Annotated in this window: 14 protein-coding genes; 8 read left to right on the forward strand and 6 right to left on the reverse strand. The window is 56.9% G+C overall.

Annotation, left to right across the window (positions count from 1 at the left end):
* Positions 1–201: 201 nt before the first annotated feature.
* The 7 genes from JN414_RS05565 to JN414_RS05595 all read left to right on the forward strand — a co-directional run bounded on the left by JN414_RS05565 (position 202) and on the right by JN414_RS05595 (position 6061).
* Positions 202–1446, forward strand: coding sequence for a S1C family serine protease (locus tag JN414_RS05565; RefSeq protein WP_202207048.1), 1245 nt, complete (start codon positions 202–204; stop codon positions 1444–1446).
* A 90-nt stretch (positions 1447–1536) separates the two neighbouring features.
* On the forward strand, positions 1537–2217 hold the full coding sequence (locus JN414_RS05570) for a response regulator transcription factor (RefSeq protein WP_046900612.1): 681 nt from the start codon (positions 1537–1539) through the stop codon (positions 2215–2217).
* A gap of 3 nt (positions 2218–2220) precedes the next feature.
* Complete coding sequence (locus tag JN414_RS05575; RefSeq protein ID WP_202207049.1) at positions 2221–3633, forward strand: HAMP domain-containing sensor histidine kinase; 1413 nt, start codon at positions 2221–2223, stop codon at positions 3631–3633.
* Positions 3634–3691: 58 nt separating this feature from the next.
* The gene (locus tag JN414_RS05580) at positions 3692–4042 is read left to right on the forward strand and encodes a hypothetical protein (protein WP_202207050.1); all 351 of its coding nucleotides are present in this window, start codon (positions 3692–3694) and stop codon (positions 4040–4042) included.
* Positions 4039–4740 carry an SIMPL domain-containing protein gene (locus JN414_RS05585; RefSeq protein ID WP_202207051.1) on the forward strand — a complete coding sequence of 234 codons (702 nt, stop codon included), beginning with the start codon at positions 4039–4041 and terminating at the stop codon, positions 4738–4740. The genes JN414_RS05580 and JN414_RS05585 overlap by 4 nt, the downstream gene beginning before the upstream one ends.
* Position 4741: 1 nt before the next feature.
* A complete protein-coding gene (locus tag JN414_RS05590; protein WP_202207052.1) occupies positions 4742–5098 on the forward strand; it encodes a thiol-disulfide oxidoreductase DCC family protein in 357 nt (118 codons plus the stop codon).
* 87 nt (positions 5099–5185) lie between these two features.
* Positions 5186–6061, forward strand: a complete 876-nt coding sequence (locus JN414_RS05595; protein ID WP_202207053.1) for a hypothetical protein — start codon at positions 5186–5188, stop codon at positions 6059–6061.
* Between the two features lie 6 nt (positions 6062–6067).
* On the opposite strand, the gene putA is transcribed toward JN414_RS05595, so the two are convergent.
* The gene (gene putA / locus JN414_RS05600; RefSeq protein WP_202207054.1) at positions 6068–9724 is read right to left on the reverse strand and encodes a bifunctional proline dehydrogenase/L-glutamate gamma-semialdehyde dehydrogenase PutA; all 3657 of its coding nucleotides are present in this window, start codon (positions 9722–9724) and stop codon (positions 6068–6070) included.
* A gap of 349 nt (positions 9725–10073) precedes the next feature.
* On the opposite strand from putA, the gene JN414_RS05605 reads away from it, so the two are divergent.
* Positions 10074–11621 (forward strand): tetratricopeptide repeat protein, encoded by a 1548-nt coding sequence (locus JN414_RS05605; protein ID WP_202207055.1) that lies wholly within the window; start codon positions 10074–10076, stop codon positions 11619–11621.
* Positions 11622–11704: 83 nt separating this feature from the next.
* Here the strand turns inward: JN414_RS05605 and infC are convergent, their stop codons facing one another.
* From infC to JN414_RS05630, 5 genes are all read right to left on the reverse strand, one after another.
* Positions 11705–12226 carry a translation initiation factor IF-3 gene (gene infC, locus JN414_RS05610; RefSeq protein ID WP_046900620.1) on the reverse strand — a complete coding sequence of 174 codons (522 nt, stop codon included), beginning with the start codon at positions 12224–12226 and terminating at the stop codon, positions 11705–11707.
* A gap of 161 nt (positions 12227–12387) precedes the next feature.
* Positions 12388–14325, reverse strand: coding sequence for a threonine--tRNA ligase (thrS, locus tag JN414_RS05615; protein ID WP_202207056.1), 1938 nt, complete (start codon positions 14323–14325; stop codon positions 12388–12390).
* Positions 14326–14436: 111 nt separating this feature from the next.
* Complete coding sequence (locus JN414_RS05620; RefSeq protein ID WP_202207057.1) at positions 14437–15522, reverse strand: glycosyltransferase family 2 protein; 1086 nt, start codon at positions 15520–15522, stop codon at positions 14437–14439.
* The gene (locus JN414_RS05625) at positions 15519–16427 is read right to left on the reverse strand and encodes a glycosyltransferase family 9 protein (RefSeq protein ID WP_202207058.1); all 909 of its coding nucleotides are present in this window, start codon (positions 16425–16427) and stop codon (positions 15519–15521) included. The genes JN414_RS05620 and JN414_RS05625 overlap by 4 nt, the downstream gene beginning before the upstream one ends.
* Before the next feature lie 82 nt (positions 16428–16509).
* Positions 16510–17139: a nucleotide exchange factor GrpE gene (locus JN414_RS05630; protein WP_202207059.1), complete on the reverse strand. Its 630-nt coding sequence runs from the start codon at positions 17137–17139 to the stop codon at positions 16510–16512.
* Positions 17140–17183: the final 44 nt, after the last annotated feature.

Raw genomic sequence — 17183 nt, forward strand, 5'->3', positions numbered from 1 at the left:
GAAGAACTGCCTTGAAAATATGAAAAGTAGATATTCTAAAAAATAGAAATGATGGAATGATATGATTTCCAAAATGCTCATTATTAGGTTTTTACATCTCCCTCCGGCCTGGCAGGAAATCCCTGTCTGCGGCTTCTTTTAGGAGCTTTGACGGTTTTGTGTTAGCAGCTGAAACATGACGATGTTCGTGACCTGTTTCCCATGAATCGCTCTTTTCAGGCCGCTGCAATCGGGGCCGGAACAGCGACTGTCGTGACAGTAGGCCTGATGCTGGCATTGCGTCTGCACAGCCAAGGAGAGCAACACGCTCCCACATCTCAGCCCGCTACAACGACCATTCAACAGCAGGCCGTTAAACCGCTTTCGTCTATTAGTCCGGATAGCCCTCTGGCAGGAGAAAGCACGGACGCACACGGGATTCCGACGCAGCCTCCGGTTCCGGCCGCGGCACCGGCACTCCCTCCCTTGTTGGTTAAATACGGTCCTCTGAGTTTTGCGCCGCTTGTGCGTCAGGTCATTCCGGCCGTTGTGAACATTGCCATTACCCAGAGCAGCCCGGACGGGCATGATCACGTTCCACCGCAAATCAAGGGAACCCCGCTGGAGAAGCGTTATCATGACCGCATGAAGCGCCAGCAGGACGAAATGGTTGGGGCGGGCTCGGGCTTCATTGTGGATGCGACTGGAATCATTGTGACCAACCGGCACGTTGTCGGTGGAGCGGACAAGGTAGTCGTCTCCCTTTCCAACGGTCATGAAATGCCGGCCCGTCTTCTGGGAGCTGATCCGCTGACGGATATTGCCGTTATCAAGGTCGATAGTCCTGAGCCGTTGCCGCACGTCACCTGGGGCGACAGCCGTCAGACGGATATCGGAGACTGGATTCTGGTGGCAGGGAATCCGTTCGGGTTTGGCTCGTCTGTGACGGCGGGCATTGTTTCCGCCGTCGGGCGTGACCTGGGGATCGGCTCTCTGGACGATTTCATTCAGCTCGACGCCCCCATCAATCCAGGAAATTCTGGCGGTCCGGCCTTCAATATGCGGGGACAGGTCGTGGCGGTGAATGCTGCCATCGTGACGCCTGCCGGGGGCTCCGTAGGTATTGGCTTTGGTATTCCATCTGAAATCGTCGCCCCGATCGTGGCTGAAATCGAAGCAACCGGGCATGTCGAGCACGGCTGGCTCGGTATTACCCTTGATGACGGGGACACGGACGTCGGTATTGCGGGTGTCGATAACGGTGGACCGGCCCAGAAAAGCGGCCTGCGCCGTGGCGACATCGTGCGGCAGGTAGATGGAGCGCCCGTCATTAGCGCCCGTATGCTGTTGCGAAGCATCGCTGCGGCCAGACCGGGCATGGTTCTGAACTTTGGCGTAAGGCGTGGCGGCACGGACCTGACGCTTCCCGTTCATATCGGACCACGCCCCAAGAACGCGGATAACTGATCGAGCCTCCACTTTGACCCGTGGACACAAGCCGGTATTCTGAGACCCTGATACGGCGCCCAGTCGCCCGGAAGGAAGAGAGTAAAATCAATGCGTATCCTGCTCGTTGAGGACGATTCCACAGTCCGCGCCTTTGTGCTCAAGGGATTGCGTGAAGCCGGGCACGTCGTGGATGAGGCGGATAACGGCAAGGATGGTCTGTTTCTGGCTGTCAGTGAAAATTATGACGTTGTGATCCTGGACCGCATGCTGCCCGGCGGGATTGACGGCCTGCGTATTCTGGAAACGCTGCGTGGACAGCAGAATGCGACGCCGGTTCTGCTGCTGTCCGCTCTGGCAGATGTTGATGAACGAGTGGCTGGCCTGAAGGCCGGTGGCGATGACTACATGACCAAGCCATTTGCCTTCTCAGAGCTTCTGGCCCGGATTGAGGCGCTCGGCCGCCGTGGTCGGCCTGAATCTGCTCCTCAGACACGTTTGACTGTGGGCGATCTGGAGATGGATCTGCTTTCCCGGACTGTGAAGCGCGGGAACGAGAAGATTGATCTTCAGCCCCGCGAATTTCGTCTGCTGGAATTTCTGATTCGTCATGCGGGGCAGGTCGTCACGCGGACCATGCTGCTGGAGCGCGTGTGGGATTATCATTTTGACCCACAGACCAACGTGATTGACGTGCATGTTTCACGCCTGCGCCAGAAAGTGGACAAGCCGTTTGCAACGCCCCTTATCCATACGATCCGCAACGCCGGATACATCCTGCGCGCGGACTGACCCGTGAAAATCTGGCGCGGTTTTCGCCGTCTCGGGAAGCGTTTGCGCTGGCCGATCCGGTCTGCAGGGCTGAATTTCGCGCTGGCCTACGGGTTGGTGTTCATCATTTCTGCGGGTGTGTTCCTGTCGTTCATCTGGTGGAACACCACTGGCCAGCTTGACCGTCAGGTCGAAGCTGCCGTGCAGGTGGATGCCCACGATCTGGCACAACGCTGGGTTCATGGTGGCCCGGCGGCTCTGGCGCTCGCCATTCAGGACCGACTGGATCAGAACGTCGAAGATGACGAGCTTTATTTGCTCGTCGGGCCTGATGGTCGCAAATATGCTGGAAATCTACCGGGCTGGCCTGTGGTCATCACCCAGATGGATGAGTTTTATGAACTCTCCATCCGCCGGGATGGTTTTCGCACTCAAGCCAAGATGCACGCCTTTCCGCTGTCGGAAGGCTTTCGCCTGATTGTTGGGCGGGATGTTCGGGGCCGGCAGGTCGTCCGGCACGTTCTGACCGATACGCTTATCTGGGCCTGGGTTATGGTGTCGCTGCTGGCGGCGGGTGGGACGCTCGCCATTCGGCGGATTTTTCGACAGGTCGTGCGCTCCATTGCCCGCACGACGTCTGCTGTAGCGCAGGGAGACCTCAGTCGTCGCATACCGCTGACCGGCAATGAAACCGATCTTGTCGCTCAGACAGTCAACACCATGCTCGAACGTATCAACCGTTTGATGGATGGCGTGCGGCAGGTCTCGAATGCCATTGCCCATGACCTGAGAACGCCCATTGCGCGAGCGCGAGCGCGGTTGGAAGATGCGAGCCTGACTGCCACGTCTGAAGACGAGCTCCGTGCCGCGATTGATCGTGCTGTTCTGGATCTGGACCATGTCACGTCCATTTTCGAAGCTCTTCTGCGTATCGCCCAACTTGAAGCGGGGGCGCAGCGGGCGGCGTTTACAGTGCTGGACATTCCGCCTTTGCTGGAAGGTCTGAGCGAGCTTTATGAAGCATCCATGGAAGATGCTGGCCTGAAACTCGATTTCCGGATCGGGACATTGGCGCCGGTCAATGGAGACCCGCATCTTCTCCAGCAGGCTGTTGCCAATCTTCTCGATAATGCCATCAAGTTCGCGCCGGAAAATACGACGATCACCCTCTCTGCCGTTATGCAGAAAGGGCGTGTTGCCGTCAGTGTTTCGGATCAGGGCCCTGGCATGAGTGAACAGGATATGGCCCGTGCGTCAGAGCGGTTTTTCCGAGCCGAAACAGCGCGAAACACCCCAGGCGCAGGGCTTGGCCTTTCGTTGGTGCAGGCTGTCGTTCAATTGCACGGTGGAACTATGGAGCTTGCTGCTGGAAAGCCGGGGCTACGGGTAACGCTGCTTCTGCCCGCCATTCAGAATACAAAGACCCTCTCCGCATGACGGAAGTTTCATTCCTCCCTCACACGTGGCTTAGGTGAGACCGTGTAAAGAAGGCCGAATGCGCCTTCTGCCTCCAATGTCTGTCTGTCTTCTGGGTCTGGTGGGAAGCCTCGCGGCTGCCCCCGTTGGGCATACGCCATCGCAGAATGCGCCTGCCCGACCTGTTAGCGGGAAAGAAGAGGGCGTCATTTCCGTGACCTCTGACAGTACGGAATACTGCACGCAGCTTACACAAAATGTGGACCATCTTCTGGCGACGCCACATGGCATTCCTGTAGGAGCCATGGATGATGCGCGCCGCCTGCGCACAGAGGGCGATACACTCTGCAAGCATCACCATTTGCGCGCAGGGATCGCAAGGCTGCGTCGTGCGTTGGTGCTTCTGGAACATAGTGAGGAGCATTCATGAAGCGTCTTTTCCGTCTGGCCACGCCGCTAGCTGTCCTGTCTCTGGCGATTTTCTGTCAGGCACGGGCAGCGGAACCCCAGACAACTGGAACAGAGCTTGATTTTACCGTCACGGGTGAAGCCCATGCAGCGCCAACGCTTCTGACGGTACGTCTTTTCGGGCGGGCGGAGAGTGCCTCTGCAATTGAGGCTCAGAAAACCCTAAATGCCCATATGGCGGAAGCTATGAAAACGGCATCCGGGCTCTCAGGGATTGAAGCTCAGGCTGGCAGTTATTCCCTGTCGGACCAGACGCCAGAACACGGCCCAACGCGCTGGACCGCTCGTCAGGATCTGAGTTTGAGCGGTAAGGATGCTGTGTCGCTTCTTGATCTGTCAGGCAAGTTGCAAAGTCATGGCCTGATGATGGATGGGCTGGACTGGTCTTTGGACTCCGAAACACGGGAAACGCTCCTGCGTCAGGCCCGCACTCAGGCGCTTCAGAAAGTTCGCCAGGAAGCTGAAGAAAGTGCCAAAACGCTCGGCTTGCATGTGGTCCGGTTGAAGCAGATCCGTGTGTCCTCCATGGAGCCAGGGCCACGTCCGGTCATGTTGATGGCGGCTCGTGCGGCTAGCGATTCGTTCACACCGCCGCAAGGCACCCCGCAGGAACAAACTCTTCGCGTTACAGTAAGTGTTGAAGCCGAACTGGCTCCCTGACATGTCACGTTTGACGGTCTGGCATGACGGAAACTGTCCTTTATGCCAACGTGAAATCGCCTTGATGCGTCGGCTGGACCGGCGTGGAAACATCGACTTCATTGATGCCTCCGGAGAAATTACGGATTGCCCGTTGGACCGTGCAGCCTTGCTCGCCCGGTTTCACGCACGCGAGGGCGAGCAGCTCTATGACGGCGCGGCTGCTTTTGCGGCCATGTGGCGTGCCATTCCGGTTCTCCGGCCTTTGGGCGAAGTCGCCCGTTATCCGCTGGTGCTTAAAGGCCTGGAGGCCCTGTATGGGCAGTTTTTGAAGGTGCGGCCCGTACTCCAACGGCTGGTTCGCAAGGCCAGCCAATAAGGTAACCTTCATTTTTCGTTCGAAATGGTTGTGCAAATAGCAAAGTTCAGACATATTTTGACATGAAGCGTTGTGAAGGGCTGTTTCATGAAAGTCTGGATGCCTCTTGTTGCCGCATTGCTTGCCTTAGCGCCTTCTCTTCACGCTCAGGAGAAACTGGTCGTGCAGGGTTACTCTGCCGATCAGACCCGGCATGCCGTGGAAGAAATCGTCCAGCCTGCCAGTGGTCGTCAGATTGCTCGTTGGGATCAAACGGTCTGTTCACAGTTCATTGGTTTTCCAGCCGGGGTGGAAGAGCAGTTTCAGGGGCATCTGGAAGAGCGTTTTGCGAAATATGGTGTTCGCCTGCAGGCACATTGCAGGATACCCCGTCTTTTCATTCTCGCTACTGTCCATGAAGACGATCTCATCTCCCATATTCTGGATCGTGATCCTTATCTCATGCAGGGTGTCGATACGTCGCCCGTCTTTGCTGACAACATCCGCCTCCCATCGCCACGCGTGACAAAAGCCCTGCGGGACAATTATCCGGTTCGCTGGTTTGCGGATGTGGGGATTGAGGATAGCGACCACACGCCGATGCATGTCATTCCAACACTCATGGGCCCAACCTATGTGCAAGAGCCGTTAACGACGTCTTTCCTGGGATCACGGACGGTCGAAACGATCAAGTATATGGCGGTGACAGTAGACCTTTCGAGAATGGACGGCGTGTCATGGCCATCCCTCTACGAGTATGTGTCTATGATCGCTCTCACAAATCCGGCGCTTAAGGATTACGACACTACAGAGAGCGTTCTAGGTAGCTTTGTGCAGAAAAAGCAGCCGCAGCAGGGGAATTTTTCCATGACTGACCTTGATGATGCGATTGTCCATCAGGTCTATTCCTTGGACCCCGCTGAAGATGGCCGCTCCGAGACGCAGAAAATCACAATGGACGTCACGGCCAGTCTCCATCACTGAATGCTTTCAGGACAGAGCCATCGTGGTCAGATCGCCGCAGAATGCAGCCGTATTAACGGTCACGACGTGCTCTTCCAGAAGCCATTCGGGGCGCAGACAATCCAACACATGAATGGGCACAATGCGCCCTTCGCGTGCTGTTAGGGTTGAGGCAGCTTGCAGCGCACGGGGTGAGTGTCTTTCCATAATCATGACGGCGCATTCCGGCAAAGCTCCGGGGTCAACGCGCTGGATACGGTCAGCGAGTCCGGGGGAAAGGCGCTGCATCCAGTCCAGTGCGTGATCTGGGCCAAGAACCAGAGCAGGGTTGCCGGTTCCCAGAGCCATACCGACAGCCCTGAGAATGGCAGGCCAGCTTTCGCCTGCGCAGAGTACCGGACCACAGGGCTTGAGTGTCAGTGTGTTGGTCTCTCCAGCGGGGCCGGGCAGTGTCATTGAGAAGCCCGTCATGGCATGCGCAATATCCTGCCGGATCTGGCGGGCTGAGACGGCATCCCGGCTCTCAAGAAACGTCACCAAACTTTGCGCATGGCGCGGGATACTACCCGGATTTGCATCTTTAGGCGCAAACCATGGGGATGTGCGGGCACTCATGCGGCGGAGGGCAAAAGGACCACCTGCCTTGGGGCCACAACCGGAAAGTCCGGATCCACCAAAAGGCTGTGAGCCAATAACTGCTCCTGTTATGGCCCGATTGACGTAGATGTTCCCCGCCTGAATGCGGTTAGTCGTGCGATCCACTGTCATGGCGACACGCGAATGAACGCCAAAAGTCAAGCCGTACCCCATGGAATTTACAGCGTCGATCACGCCCTCCATTTCGTTGCGGTTGAAGCGACGCACATGCAGGACCGGCCCGAACACTTCATGCGGAATATCGGCAACACGGCCGATTTCAATCAACGTCGGCGGAAGGAAATGGCCGTATCGACAGTTTTCACCCAGTTCGGGGGACCAGACCGTTCGGCCAGCCCGACGCATCATTTCAACATGATCCATCGCTTCCGTTCGAGCTTCCGGAGAGATAATTGGCCCGATATCCGTTGAAAGGCGTGCCGGATTCCCAATAGCCAGATCCTGAATCGCGCCCTTCAGAAGCTCAAGAACATGGTCTGCACAGTCTTCTTGAATCAATAGGATACGAAGAGACGAACAGCGTTGCCCCGCACTGTCAAAAGCAGAACTCAGAATATCCTGCACGACCTGTTCTGCATGCGCGGAGCTATCGACCAGCATTGCATTTTGTCCGCCCGTGCGCGCCACAAGAGGAACAGGTGTGCCCGTGCGCCCCTGCCGGTCAAAGATCTGGCGTGAAACGGCTTTGCCAACGGGCGTTGAGCCGGTGAACATCACGGCATCGACCCGGTGATCGGCTACCAGACGCTCTCCCACCGATCCATCGCCTGGCAAAAGGTGCAGAACTTCACGTGGAATCCCAGCTTCATGCAGAAGCTGAACGGTGCGGCTTGCAATAAACGGGGTTTGCTCGGCTGGCTTGGCCAAAACAACGTTTCCCGCTGCAAGAGAGACGGAAATCTGTTGCACGAACGCCGCCAGCGGGCTGCTCCAGGGACTGATACACGCAACAAGGCCGAGCGGTGAGGCTTGCAAATGATAATCCCGCCCTTGCAGGCGTTCCGCATCATGGCGAAGAATACTGACGGCCTCACGGACTTCATCCTGAGCAGCCGGAAGAGTCTTTCCAGCTTCCCGTACCAGAAGCGCCATGAGCTCAATCCGGTGGGCTTCAATCAGATCAGCAGCTTTCACCAAGCAGGCAATCCGCACTTCAGGGCTGCTGCCTGCCCAACTGGCAAGCGCATGTTCCGCTGTCTCCAGTGCAGACAGCAGTGTCTTTCCATCAGTCTCGACAACGTCTCCGATCGGGTCATGTCGGTCTGCGGGGTTGTAGAGGAGACGGGAGCGGTCGTGCTGACGGGTGACACCCGGCGTCAGAGCGCGGGCGTGGAGGAAGGGCGCATCTCCATCGAGGGTTTCATGGAGGGCCCGAAGCGTCAGCTCATTGAAAAGATCGAGACCTGCCGCGTTGCGTCGCCCAGGCTGGAAAATATCTGAAGGTGCACGAACCGCACGATTAGGGCGCTCGGTTCTCAGAATGGCGCGTGTTGCCTCGACGGGGTCAGCCGTTAACGCTTCGATCGTAATGGCCGGATCTTCGTCGCGGCTGACAACGAGTGAGGCAGCTCCATTTTCCAGTAGCTGTCTGACGAAACTGGGCATGAGTGCCGCGACTTCCCCAATGGGAGCATGTACCCGGCAGGGCAGGTTCATGCCCTGTTGGTTTCGGAGATGCTGCGCGAGGGCCAGCCCCAGCCCATGCAGGCATGCGAACTCGAAATCTCCCGGTCGAACCTGCCCTGCGAGCGCCAGAATATGACCAATAGTCCGCGGGTTATGGGTGGCAAACTGCGGGTAGGTGGCATCCAGCGATTCAAGAAGCTGTCGGGCGCAGGCGAGATAACTGACATCCGTGTGGCAACGGCGCGTGAAAACAGGGAAGTCAGCCAGTCCGGTTTTCTGGGCTTGTCGAATTTCCGAATTCCAGCAGGAGCCTTTGACCAGTCTGACAAGAACGCGGCGACCGGTGCGTCGGCCTAGATCAATAAGAAAATCTACGACAGTTGAAGCACGTCGATCATAGGTCTGGACGGTCATGCCAAGCCCGTTCCAGTTCCCCAGTTCAGGCAACACACAGAGAGCCTCAAGCAGATCCAGCGTCAGCTCAAGATGCGTACTGTCTTCGCTGGAGAGCAGGATGCCGACATCCAGTTGCCGTGCCCGGATGGTAAGCCTTTGCAAGATCGGCAACAGCTCCGTCATGATCCGCTCGCGCCTGAAACGGCTGAATCGCGCGCTCAATGCGGGCAGACGTACATACAGCATCGGGCGGTCATGAAAGTCGCCGGTGATGCCCGCGTGTTGGCTGATATCTTCCAATGCGTCTTCATAGACGGTAAGGGCATCAAGGGCTTGATGAGCCGTCAGAGCGGTGTTGACCTGCGGATCATATGCATATGTCAGCCCATATTTTTCTGCAGGGGCGGACAGTCTCAGAGCCTGAGCCAGTGTAGAGCCCAGAATGAATCCGCTTCCTACGGCACGGATAGCTTTTTCCAGACTGCGACGAACCATGGGAGTAGATGTCTGAAGGGTTAGCCGACGAAGGCTGAACCCCTTGCTCTGGTTGAAACGCCCAGCAAGGGACAGGTTCAACGCAATCGAGTTCACAACCGACACACGGCGTTTACTGATATGCCGCCCCCAGTCGGTAGCTCCCACGAGAGAACGGATCAGCGCATCCTGAGTCGCAGAATCCGGAATGCGCAGGAGTGCCTCTTCCAGAGCCAGAACAGATTGCCCTTCAGGTGAAGACAGAGGGAATGCCTGCAAAAGGCTCCCCACAATATCGGGCGAGGAGTCTCGTGCGGCCTCAGCAAGGCCGTGGGCTATTCTGGTAGCTTGACGATCCTGCTCAGGTGTCAGGTCAGCACGCGGCAGCAGCGCGTCTACACATTCCGCCTCGGGGCGGTAGTGAGCAGCGGAAACAGCGTTGCGGAGCGGGGAGCGTGGTGCGCGTGAGAGTAGAAATTCCGCAAATGGCGCGGCGGGGCGTGAAGCCGGGTTCGTCGTCGGATGGGTCATGGAGTCCATTCCAGGCGGGTTAAAGCCCGGGGAGGCCTTTAAAACAGAATAGAAAGCGCTCTTAGCGCAACATCGTAGCCAAGACACCCAATGATTGATCTGAAATCGGATTTATTTCTGATCACAGCCTCTTTTTCAAACGCCCATAAGATGCACTGAGAAGCTGATTTTATAAATATTGGAAATATTTTCGGACTTGTAATGTCCAATTTGAAAAGAGAATTTCTTTTAAATTATTAATTTATTTAAATCGTATCAAAGATATGGTCTCAGAAACGATGTGATAAACGAATGGAGTTTGAGGAATTCTTAAGAATTTCCTCTTACAGACAAAGGACGAGGAGTCGGAATGACCACACTTTCCCCCAGCCCCTGTCTGCTTACACGTCGTACCTTCACAGAATATTTGCGAGTAGCAGTCGGTCTGGAAGAAGTGGGGCAGCGTGAGAGTGCTATCGACGTTCTGCGAGAGGCAGAAACGCTTCTGCCAGAAAGGCCCGAAAGTCTTTTTCTTCTTGGTGGCGTTTATGAGCGTCTTCAGTGCTGGGAAAAGGCATCCCTGTTCTATAGCAAGGCCCTCGAAGCGAGGCCTCATGCGGCAAGGGTCTGGCATCGACTGGGCATTGCCCTGCTCCATCAGGATGATCTGGGAGGGTCTATTAAAGCTCTGGAAACTGCCGTGCAGCAGGACCCGGCTATTCCTGAGTACGCTACCGACCTGAGTATGGTTCTCTCACGCGACGGACAGTTTGAAGCGGCGCTGGGTTTCGCGCAGTCTGCTTTGAAAATGCAGCCTGATGATGCAAATGCTCTCAATAACGCCGGGCATATTCTCCAATGTTTGAACCGCTCTGCAGAAGCCTTGCAGTTCTACGATGCTGCGCTTCAACGGTCTCCTGATCATCCCGTTATCCGTTTTGGCCGTGCGACGGCTCTGCTGAAATCGGGTGATTTTCTTCTAGGATGGCAGGAATACGAAAGCCGTTGGCTCTCTTCGAGAACAGTCAGGGCTGATATCGACGCGCCAGTCTGGGAAGGGGAATCCCTGAAGGGGTGCACCATTCTTGTTCATCACGAACAGGGATATGGAGACACACTGCATTTCATCCGCCTAATGCCGATACTGGCCCAGCGGGGTGCAGAAGTTGTGGTGCAGGTTCCCGTCCCTCTGGTGCGGCTTGTTCAGCGTGTAGCTGGCGTATCTCGAGTAGTCTCGGTTCTCGATCCTACCGATCACTTTGACTATCACTGCCCGATGATGAGCCTTCCGGTAAGGCTTGGACTGACGGCAGAGTTTGTTGGACAGTTTCCCTATCTGTCTGTGTCAGAAGACGACATGGCAGCGCAGGGCAGTAAGCTTCGCCTTCAGGTTCAAAGCTCCCGTCAGACGCCGAATTTCATCGTGGGGCTCGTTTGGAGCGGAGACCCGAGACCCCATGATCTTCGCGCTACACAGACGGATCGCCGCCGCAGCATAACATTAAGCACGTTGGCGCCTTTGTTTTCGGTGGAAGGCGTGCGCTTTGTCAGTTTCCAGATGGGAGCAGCCCGTCATCAAGTTGCTGAAACCGGATTGCCGCTGGTTGATGGGACGGAGAATATTCTCGATTTTACTGATACCGCTGCCCGACTCTCAGGTGTGGATCTTCTGATTACGGTGGATACGTCCATGGCTCATCTGGCGGGTGGGCTGGGCAAACCTGTCTGGATGCTGTCACGCTCTGACGCTTGCTGGCGTTGGGGAGATGCAGGCACTCAGACCGCTTGGTATCCGGATATGCGAATTTTCCGTCAGCCTGTGGCAGGAGATTGGGGGAGTGTGGTTGACGATGTCCGGCTCACTCTTGTCCAGCTCATGGATTTGTATCGCGGCTATCAGCATGAGTCCGGCGAATAGGCGAGTTCCAAGACTAAAGGCATAAAAAAAGCAGCCTTCCGAAGAAGGCTGCTTTTCCTGTGGATCTCGTAAGAACCTAGGTTTTAGCGCGGAGCTATAACCATGAGCATCTGACGGTTTTCCATACGGGGCATCTGCTCAACCTTGGCCTTTTCTTCGACCTCGATGCGGATGCGCTCCATCATCTTTGCACCCAGCTCCTGGTGAGCCATTTCACGGCCCTTGAAGCGAAGGGATACCTTTACCTTGTCGCCGTCATCCAGAAACGAGTTGATGGCCTTGAGCTTCGTCTGGAAGTCATGCTCGCCCGTACCGGGACGAACCTTCACTTCCTTGATCTCAACGACCTTCTGCTTCTTGCGGGCTTCGTTCTTCTTCTTCTGCTGCTCGTACTTGAACTTGCCGTAGTCCAAAATCTTCACAACAGGGGGAACAGCGGTCGGGCTGATTTCCAGGAGGTCAAGGCCAACCGAGAAAGCACGCATCAGAGCATCCCGGGTCGTCATGACGCCTTGCATTTCGCCTTCTTCGTCAATCAGACGAACCTGCGGAACACGGATTTCCTCATTGACGCGCGGCCCCTCACGTGTGGGCGCGGCCTGCATCGGCGGTCTAGCTATGGTCAGCTCCTGTCGTAATTTTCATACAAGGACCAGCCCCGACCCGAACGCCTGCACCTCATCAAAGAGGGGCGGGTTTCGATCTTTGCCGATCCCATTCCTTTTGCACATAGTCCTGCGCCCTTCCGGGCGCAAGGGTATTACGCTCAATCCTTCGAAAACCGGGCGATATCAGGTGGGGTGGCCTCGGCTGTGAGGGCTTTTACGGCGTCTTCGAGTCCCAGAATTTCCTGATTGGCGCCCCCAAGGCGACGCATCGCCACTTTGCGCTCTTCTGCTTCACGGCGTCCAACCACCAGAATAACCGGAACGCGCGCAAGGCTGTGTTCGCGGATCTTGGCGTTGATCTTGTCGTTACGAACGTCGGTTACAACCTGAAGCCCGGCTGCTTTCAGTTCGGCAGCAACCTCATTGGCGTAATCAGCAGCATCAGAAACGATGGACGCCACCACAACCTGCGTCGGTGCCAGCCAGAGCGGGAACTTGCCAGCATACTGCTCGATCAAAATGCCGATGAAGCGCTCGAAGCTGCCGAGGATGGCGCGGTGCAGCATCACCGGGCGATGACGCTGGCTGTCCTCGCCAATATAGGACGCATCCAGACGCTCTGGCAGAACATAGTCCACCTGAAGCGTACCGCACTGCCAGTCACGACCAATGGCATCCGTCAGAACAAACTCCAGCTTCGGGCCATAGAAGGCACCTTCGCCAGGGTTGTACTCGTACTCAACACCAGCGATTTCACAGGCTGTCTTGAGCGAGCCTTCGGCCCGATCCCAGACTTCGTCAGAGCCGGCGCGCGTCTCCGGACGGTCAGAGAACTTCACGCGGAAGCTTTCAAAGCCCAGATCCGTGTAAACCTCGGCCAGCATCTTCACGAACTTTGCGGTTTCATCCGCAATCTGATCGTCCGTGCAGAAGATATGAGCATCATCCTGCGTGAAACCACGAACGCGCATAATGCCATGCAGCGAGCCGGACGGCTCATAACGATGGCACGCACCGAACTCAGCCATACGCAGCGGCAGTTCACGGTAAGACCGCAGACCATGGCGGAAGATCTGCACATGGCACGGGCAGTTCATCGGCTTCAGGGCGAGGGTTTTGTCCTCATCCTCAACCTGCGCGATGAACATGTTCTCACGGTACTTGTCCCAGTGACCGGAGGCTTCCCAGAGGGCACGGTCCACGAGTTGTGGCGTGCGGACTTCTTCGTAACCATTCCGGGACTGAGCGCGGCGCATGTAGTCCTGAAGGACCGTGTACAGACGCCAGCCCTTGTGGTGCCAGAAGATCTGTCCGACGGCTTCTTCCTGAATGTGGAAGAGGTCCATCTCGCGGCCAATGCGGCGATGATCGCGCTTCTCGGCTTCTTCCAGACGCATCAGATGAGCGTCCAGCTCCTTCTTGTCGCGCCAGGCTGTGCCGTAAATGCGGGTCAGCATGGGGTTGCGATGGTCACCACGCCAGTAAGCACCGGCCACGCGCATAAGCTTGAAGGCCGTGCCAACGTCTGCTGTGCCGCGCAGATGCGGGCCGCGGCAGAGATCGAGCCATTCGCCCTGACGGTAGATCGAAATCTGCTCGCTTTCCGGCAGATCGCGGATCAGTTCGGCCTTGAAGTCCTCACCCTTCTCTTCAAAGAAGCGGATGGCTTCGTCACGGTCCCACACTTCACGGGTAAAAGGGGCGTTGGCAGCGACGATTTCGCGCATCTTGGCTTCGATGGCTTCGAAGTCATCCGGCGTGAACGGTTTCTCGCGGGAGAAGTCGTAATAGAAGCCGTCCTTGATGCTCGGACCGATCGTGACCTGCGTTTCCGGCCAGAGCGACTGCACGGCTTCTGCCAGAACATGCGCCGCATCATGGCGGATCATCTCAAGTGAGGCATCGTCTTTTTTCGTGACGAACTTGACGGCCGCGTCGTCCGCAATCTCGGTTGAAAGATCGACGAGCTTGCCGTTCACCTCCATGGCCAGGGCAGCTTTTGCCAGCCCCGGACCGATGGAGGCGGCGATAGTCGTGCCCGTCACGGTCCCGTCGAACGTGCGGACGCTTCCGTCGGGGAGTGTGATGGCGGGCATGGGATCGCTCCTCTGCGATTGCTCCCGGCAGCCCTCTGCCGGGAAAAAGACACGCGTAAATGGCCCCAATCGGGGATTGGCCGCAAGCCCTGCACCGGCCGGAAAGCGGATTTATACGGTAGGAACTGCCGCCTGAAGCAGAAATGGCTCCATTCCGCTGGCATTCGGGCGCCGTCCTTCGCGCCATCCGGCGTCCATGTAATGGATCAGCGGCCAGATGCCATAAAAGGCGTCTTTCACCACATCTTCATTCTCGTAGGCGTAGGCGAGGGGATCAAACAGGCCGTATTCGTGCTGTGATCCATCTTCCAGTCGACGATGAGTCAGAAAATTCTGTGGAACATGCACTGGGAACTGCGGCGCGGCCGTATCTCCGAGGATTGGCGCAGGATCTACGCCTAACGCCCGGAAATGGTCTGCGATGACGGGCGCATAAATATCGGGCGTGTACAGGTAGCTGCGGAGGAAATCTTCCTGGCTGGCCTGAAAATAGTACCGAAGATGATATCCCTCCTTTGGGTTCTCGGGTGTGATCTGGCCCGCTCTTGGCTTTTCCCCTGGAATTGCGCCAGCGATATGAGCGAGCTTCTGACGGGCAAAGCGGCGTATGTCTTCGTAGTCAGGTCGATTGTGCAGATGAAGATGCACAAAGGGCGTCCGCACGCAGCGCTCTGGGTAGATGGTCTGCGGGGCATGCAGGCCCCGATCCAGTCCCACAATCGTATGAGCCTTGAACAGTGCCCTCGGAACCGACTGGGGGCGGTAGTAATTGGGAGCATTTGGCACGTTCAGAAGGAGGCGATCGGTAATCAGGGTCGCCTGTTCGTTTTTCAGAAGCTCGAACTGCGCGCGGATTTCCGCCGGGTCCACCGAGAGGCGATCGAGGAAGAACGCAAGAAATTCATCGCAATCCATGGGAAGTGCGAAATCACAGGCATTTTCCGCATCCCAGCCTCGGATAATGTCCGTGAAGATTTCACCTTTCCGCAAAAAATCCTTTTGGGACCGATATTTGCGGATGATCTGCACACCCTGCGCTTCATAACGCTTCTGCACATCTTTGACGTGTGGGTCTGTAGAGCCATTGTCGACAACGGTCAGATTGGAGAGGCCGAAAATGGCCCCGTGCCAGAGGATCCATGGCTCAAGAAGCGCGGCCTCGTTTTTCTGCATCGTGACGCAACGGATAACTGTCATCTGGGGAGTAGAGCCTCTATGCGCGATGCAGGTAACAGAGCCAGATCTGGAACATCCAGAATGGTTGTGCGTCCCGGTGTGAGTGAAAGTGGAGCGGTCAGGCGCGGATCACTGTCTTGGGAAAACAGGGCGATGATAGGACGATCCATAGCTGCGGCGAGATGGATCGGACCTGTATCGTTGCCAATGACAAGGTCAGCTCTGTGGAGAACGCCCGCCAGCTCAATCAGACTGGTCTTGCCGGTGAGGTCCAGGGCGCTCGGGCAGTCCTGCAAAATCTGTTCAGCAAGAGGCTTTTCGGCCGCACAGCCTACAATGACCGGAGTCAGGCCACGGGAAGCAACAGCTTGAGCAATTTCTGCAAACCGTGTGACGGGCCAGCGTTTCTGAGGGCGATGTGGGGCCGCTCCGGGAATAAGCACGACGGATCGACCGGAAATTTCTGGCCCATGTCCTTTCAGCCAGTCCGGAACCTCTCTGGGGATGGGCTGGACGCCCGCAGCGCGTAGCTGATCTTCAAGACGCGTTAGCGTGTGCATCTCATTGCGGGACGGATTGGCATGCGGATGGCAGCAGCCATCAGAGATGCCGGACCAGTTGCGTGGTCTGCCTGCCAACCGGAAATAGGTGCGAGACCGCCCGGAGGTCTGGAGATCAAAAATGCGGTCAAATCCGCGCAGCGCAAGCGACAGGCGAAGCAGAGCGACTGGGTGTGCCAAAGACGGGCGACGATCTGTCGTGACGTCATCGAACCAGGGGGCGGCTTTTGCCAGCTCCACGAACGGAGGGGTCGTCAGCAGGGTGATGCTGTCGTGCGGGAACGCGGCCCGGATCGAAGCGAAGGCCCCAAACGCCTGAACGAAATCGCCCAGAGCACCGAGCTTGATGACAAGAATGCGACTCATGACCCTATTTTCTAACAGGGTCTGACGGAACGCCAACCATTAGAGCTGACGTTCCGCAAAAAGAAATCCTGCGTGAGCGGGATCAGGCGGTTGTGTCGAGACCTGGAGACGCCTTTGCTGCATCAGCTTCCGGCGTTCCCTTAGCGACAACAACCATGGCTGGCTTCAGCAAACGGCCCTTCAGAAGCCACGCTGGCGTCCAGGATTGCATGACGTGGCCGGGCGTATGCTGATCAGAGGGCTGTTCCGCCATGGCCTGATGCAGATTGGCATCAAACGGCTTGCCGGTCGGGTCTTCACAGGTGATGCCGTGACGCTCAAGAATGTTGATGAAGGACCGTTCCGTGCCTTCAATTCCTTCACGCAGCTTTGCGATGAGGCTGTCTTCGCCTTCGGTCTTCGTCGGAAGGGAGGCAAGGCCGCGCTGAAGATTTTCAGCTGCCTCGACAACGTCACGCGCAAATTTCTGAATGGCGTACTGACGAGCGTCTTCCACATCCCGCTTGGCGCGGGCGCGGATATTCTGGTTCTCTGCTTCAGAACGGACCCAGCGATCCTTGAGTTCGGCCACTTCGGCTTCAAGAGCCTCAATGCGCGCTTCCGGCGTGGTTTCTTCCAGCGTTTCGCCGCCGGTTTCGTTCATGCCGGGGGTCTCGACGCCCTGCTCAGGCACGTCGTTTACAGTTTCCGGCGTAGTCTTCTGGTCTGTCATGTCACGACCTTATCTTGTGGGACGGGCCAACTCATGGCCCCGTT

The organism is Gluconobacter sp. Gdi (assembly GCF_014132155.1).
GTDB lineage: Bacteria > Pseudomonadota > Alphaproteobacteria > Acetobacterales > Acetobacteraceae > Gluconobacter.

Coding starts and splice junctions, on each gene's coding strand:
- JN414_RS05565 (WP_202207048.1), top strand. CDS start 202: ATGAATCGCTCTTTTCAGGCCGCTGCAATCGGGGCCGGAACAGCGACT.
- JN414_RS05590 (WP_202207052.1), top strand. CDS start 4,742: ATGTCACGTTTGACGGTCTGGCATGACGGAAACTGTCCTTTATGCCAA.
- thrS (WP_202207056.1), bottom strand. CDS start 14,325: ATGCCCGCCATCACACTCCCCGACGGAAGCGTCCGCACGTTCGACGGG.
- JN414_RS05630 (WP_202207059.1), bottom strand. CDS start 17,139: ATGACAGACCAGAAGACTACGCCGGAAACTGTAAACGACGTGCCTGAG.
- JN414_RS05620 (WP_202207057.1), bottom strand. CDS start 15,522: ATGACAGTTATCCGTTGCGTCACGATGCAGAAAAACGAGGCCGCGCTT.
- JN414_RS05570 (WP_046900612.1), top strand. CDS start 1,537: ATGCGTATCCTGCTCGTTGAGGACGATTCCACAGTCCGCGCCTTTGTG.
- putA (WP_202207054.1), bottom strand. CDS start 9,724: ATGACCCATCCGACGACGAACCCGGCTTCACGCCCCGCCGCGCCATTT.
- infC (WP_046900620.1), bottom strand. CDS start 12,226: ATGCAGGCCGCGCCCACACGTGAGGGGCCGCGCGTCAATGAGGAAATC.
- JN414_RS05625 (WP_202207058.1), bottom strand. CDS start 16,427: ATGAGTCGCATTCTTGTCATCAAGCTCGGTGCTCTGGGCGATTTCGTT.
- JN414_RS05605 (WP_202207055.1), top strand. CDS start 10,074: ATGACCACACTTTCCCCCAGCCCCTGTCTGCTTACACGTCGTACCTTC.
- JN414_RS05585 (WP_202207051.1), top strand. CDS start 4,039: ATGAAGCGTCTTTTCCGTCTGGCCACGCCGCTAGCTGTCCTGTCTCTG.
- JN414_RS05595 (WP_202207053.1), top strand. CDS start 5,186: ATGAAAGTCTGGATGCCTCTTGTTGCCGCATTGCTTGCCTTAGCGCCT.
- JN414_RS05580 (WP_202207050.1), top strand. CDS start 3,692: ATGCGCCTTCTGCCTCCAATGTCTGTCTGTCTTCTGGGTCTGGTGGGA.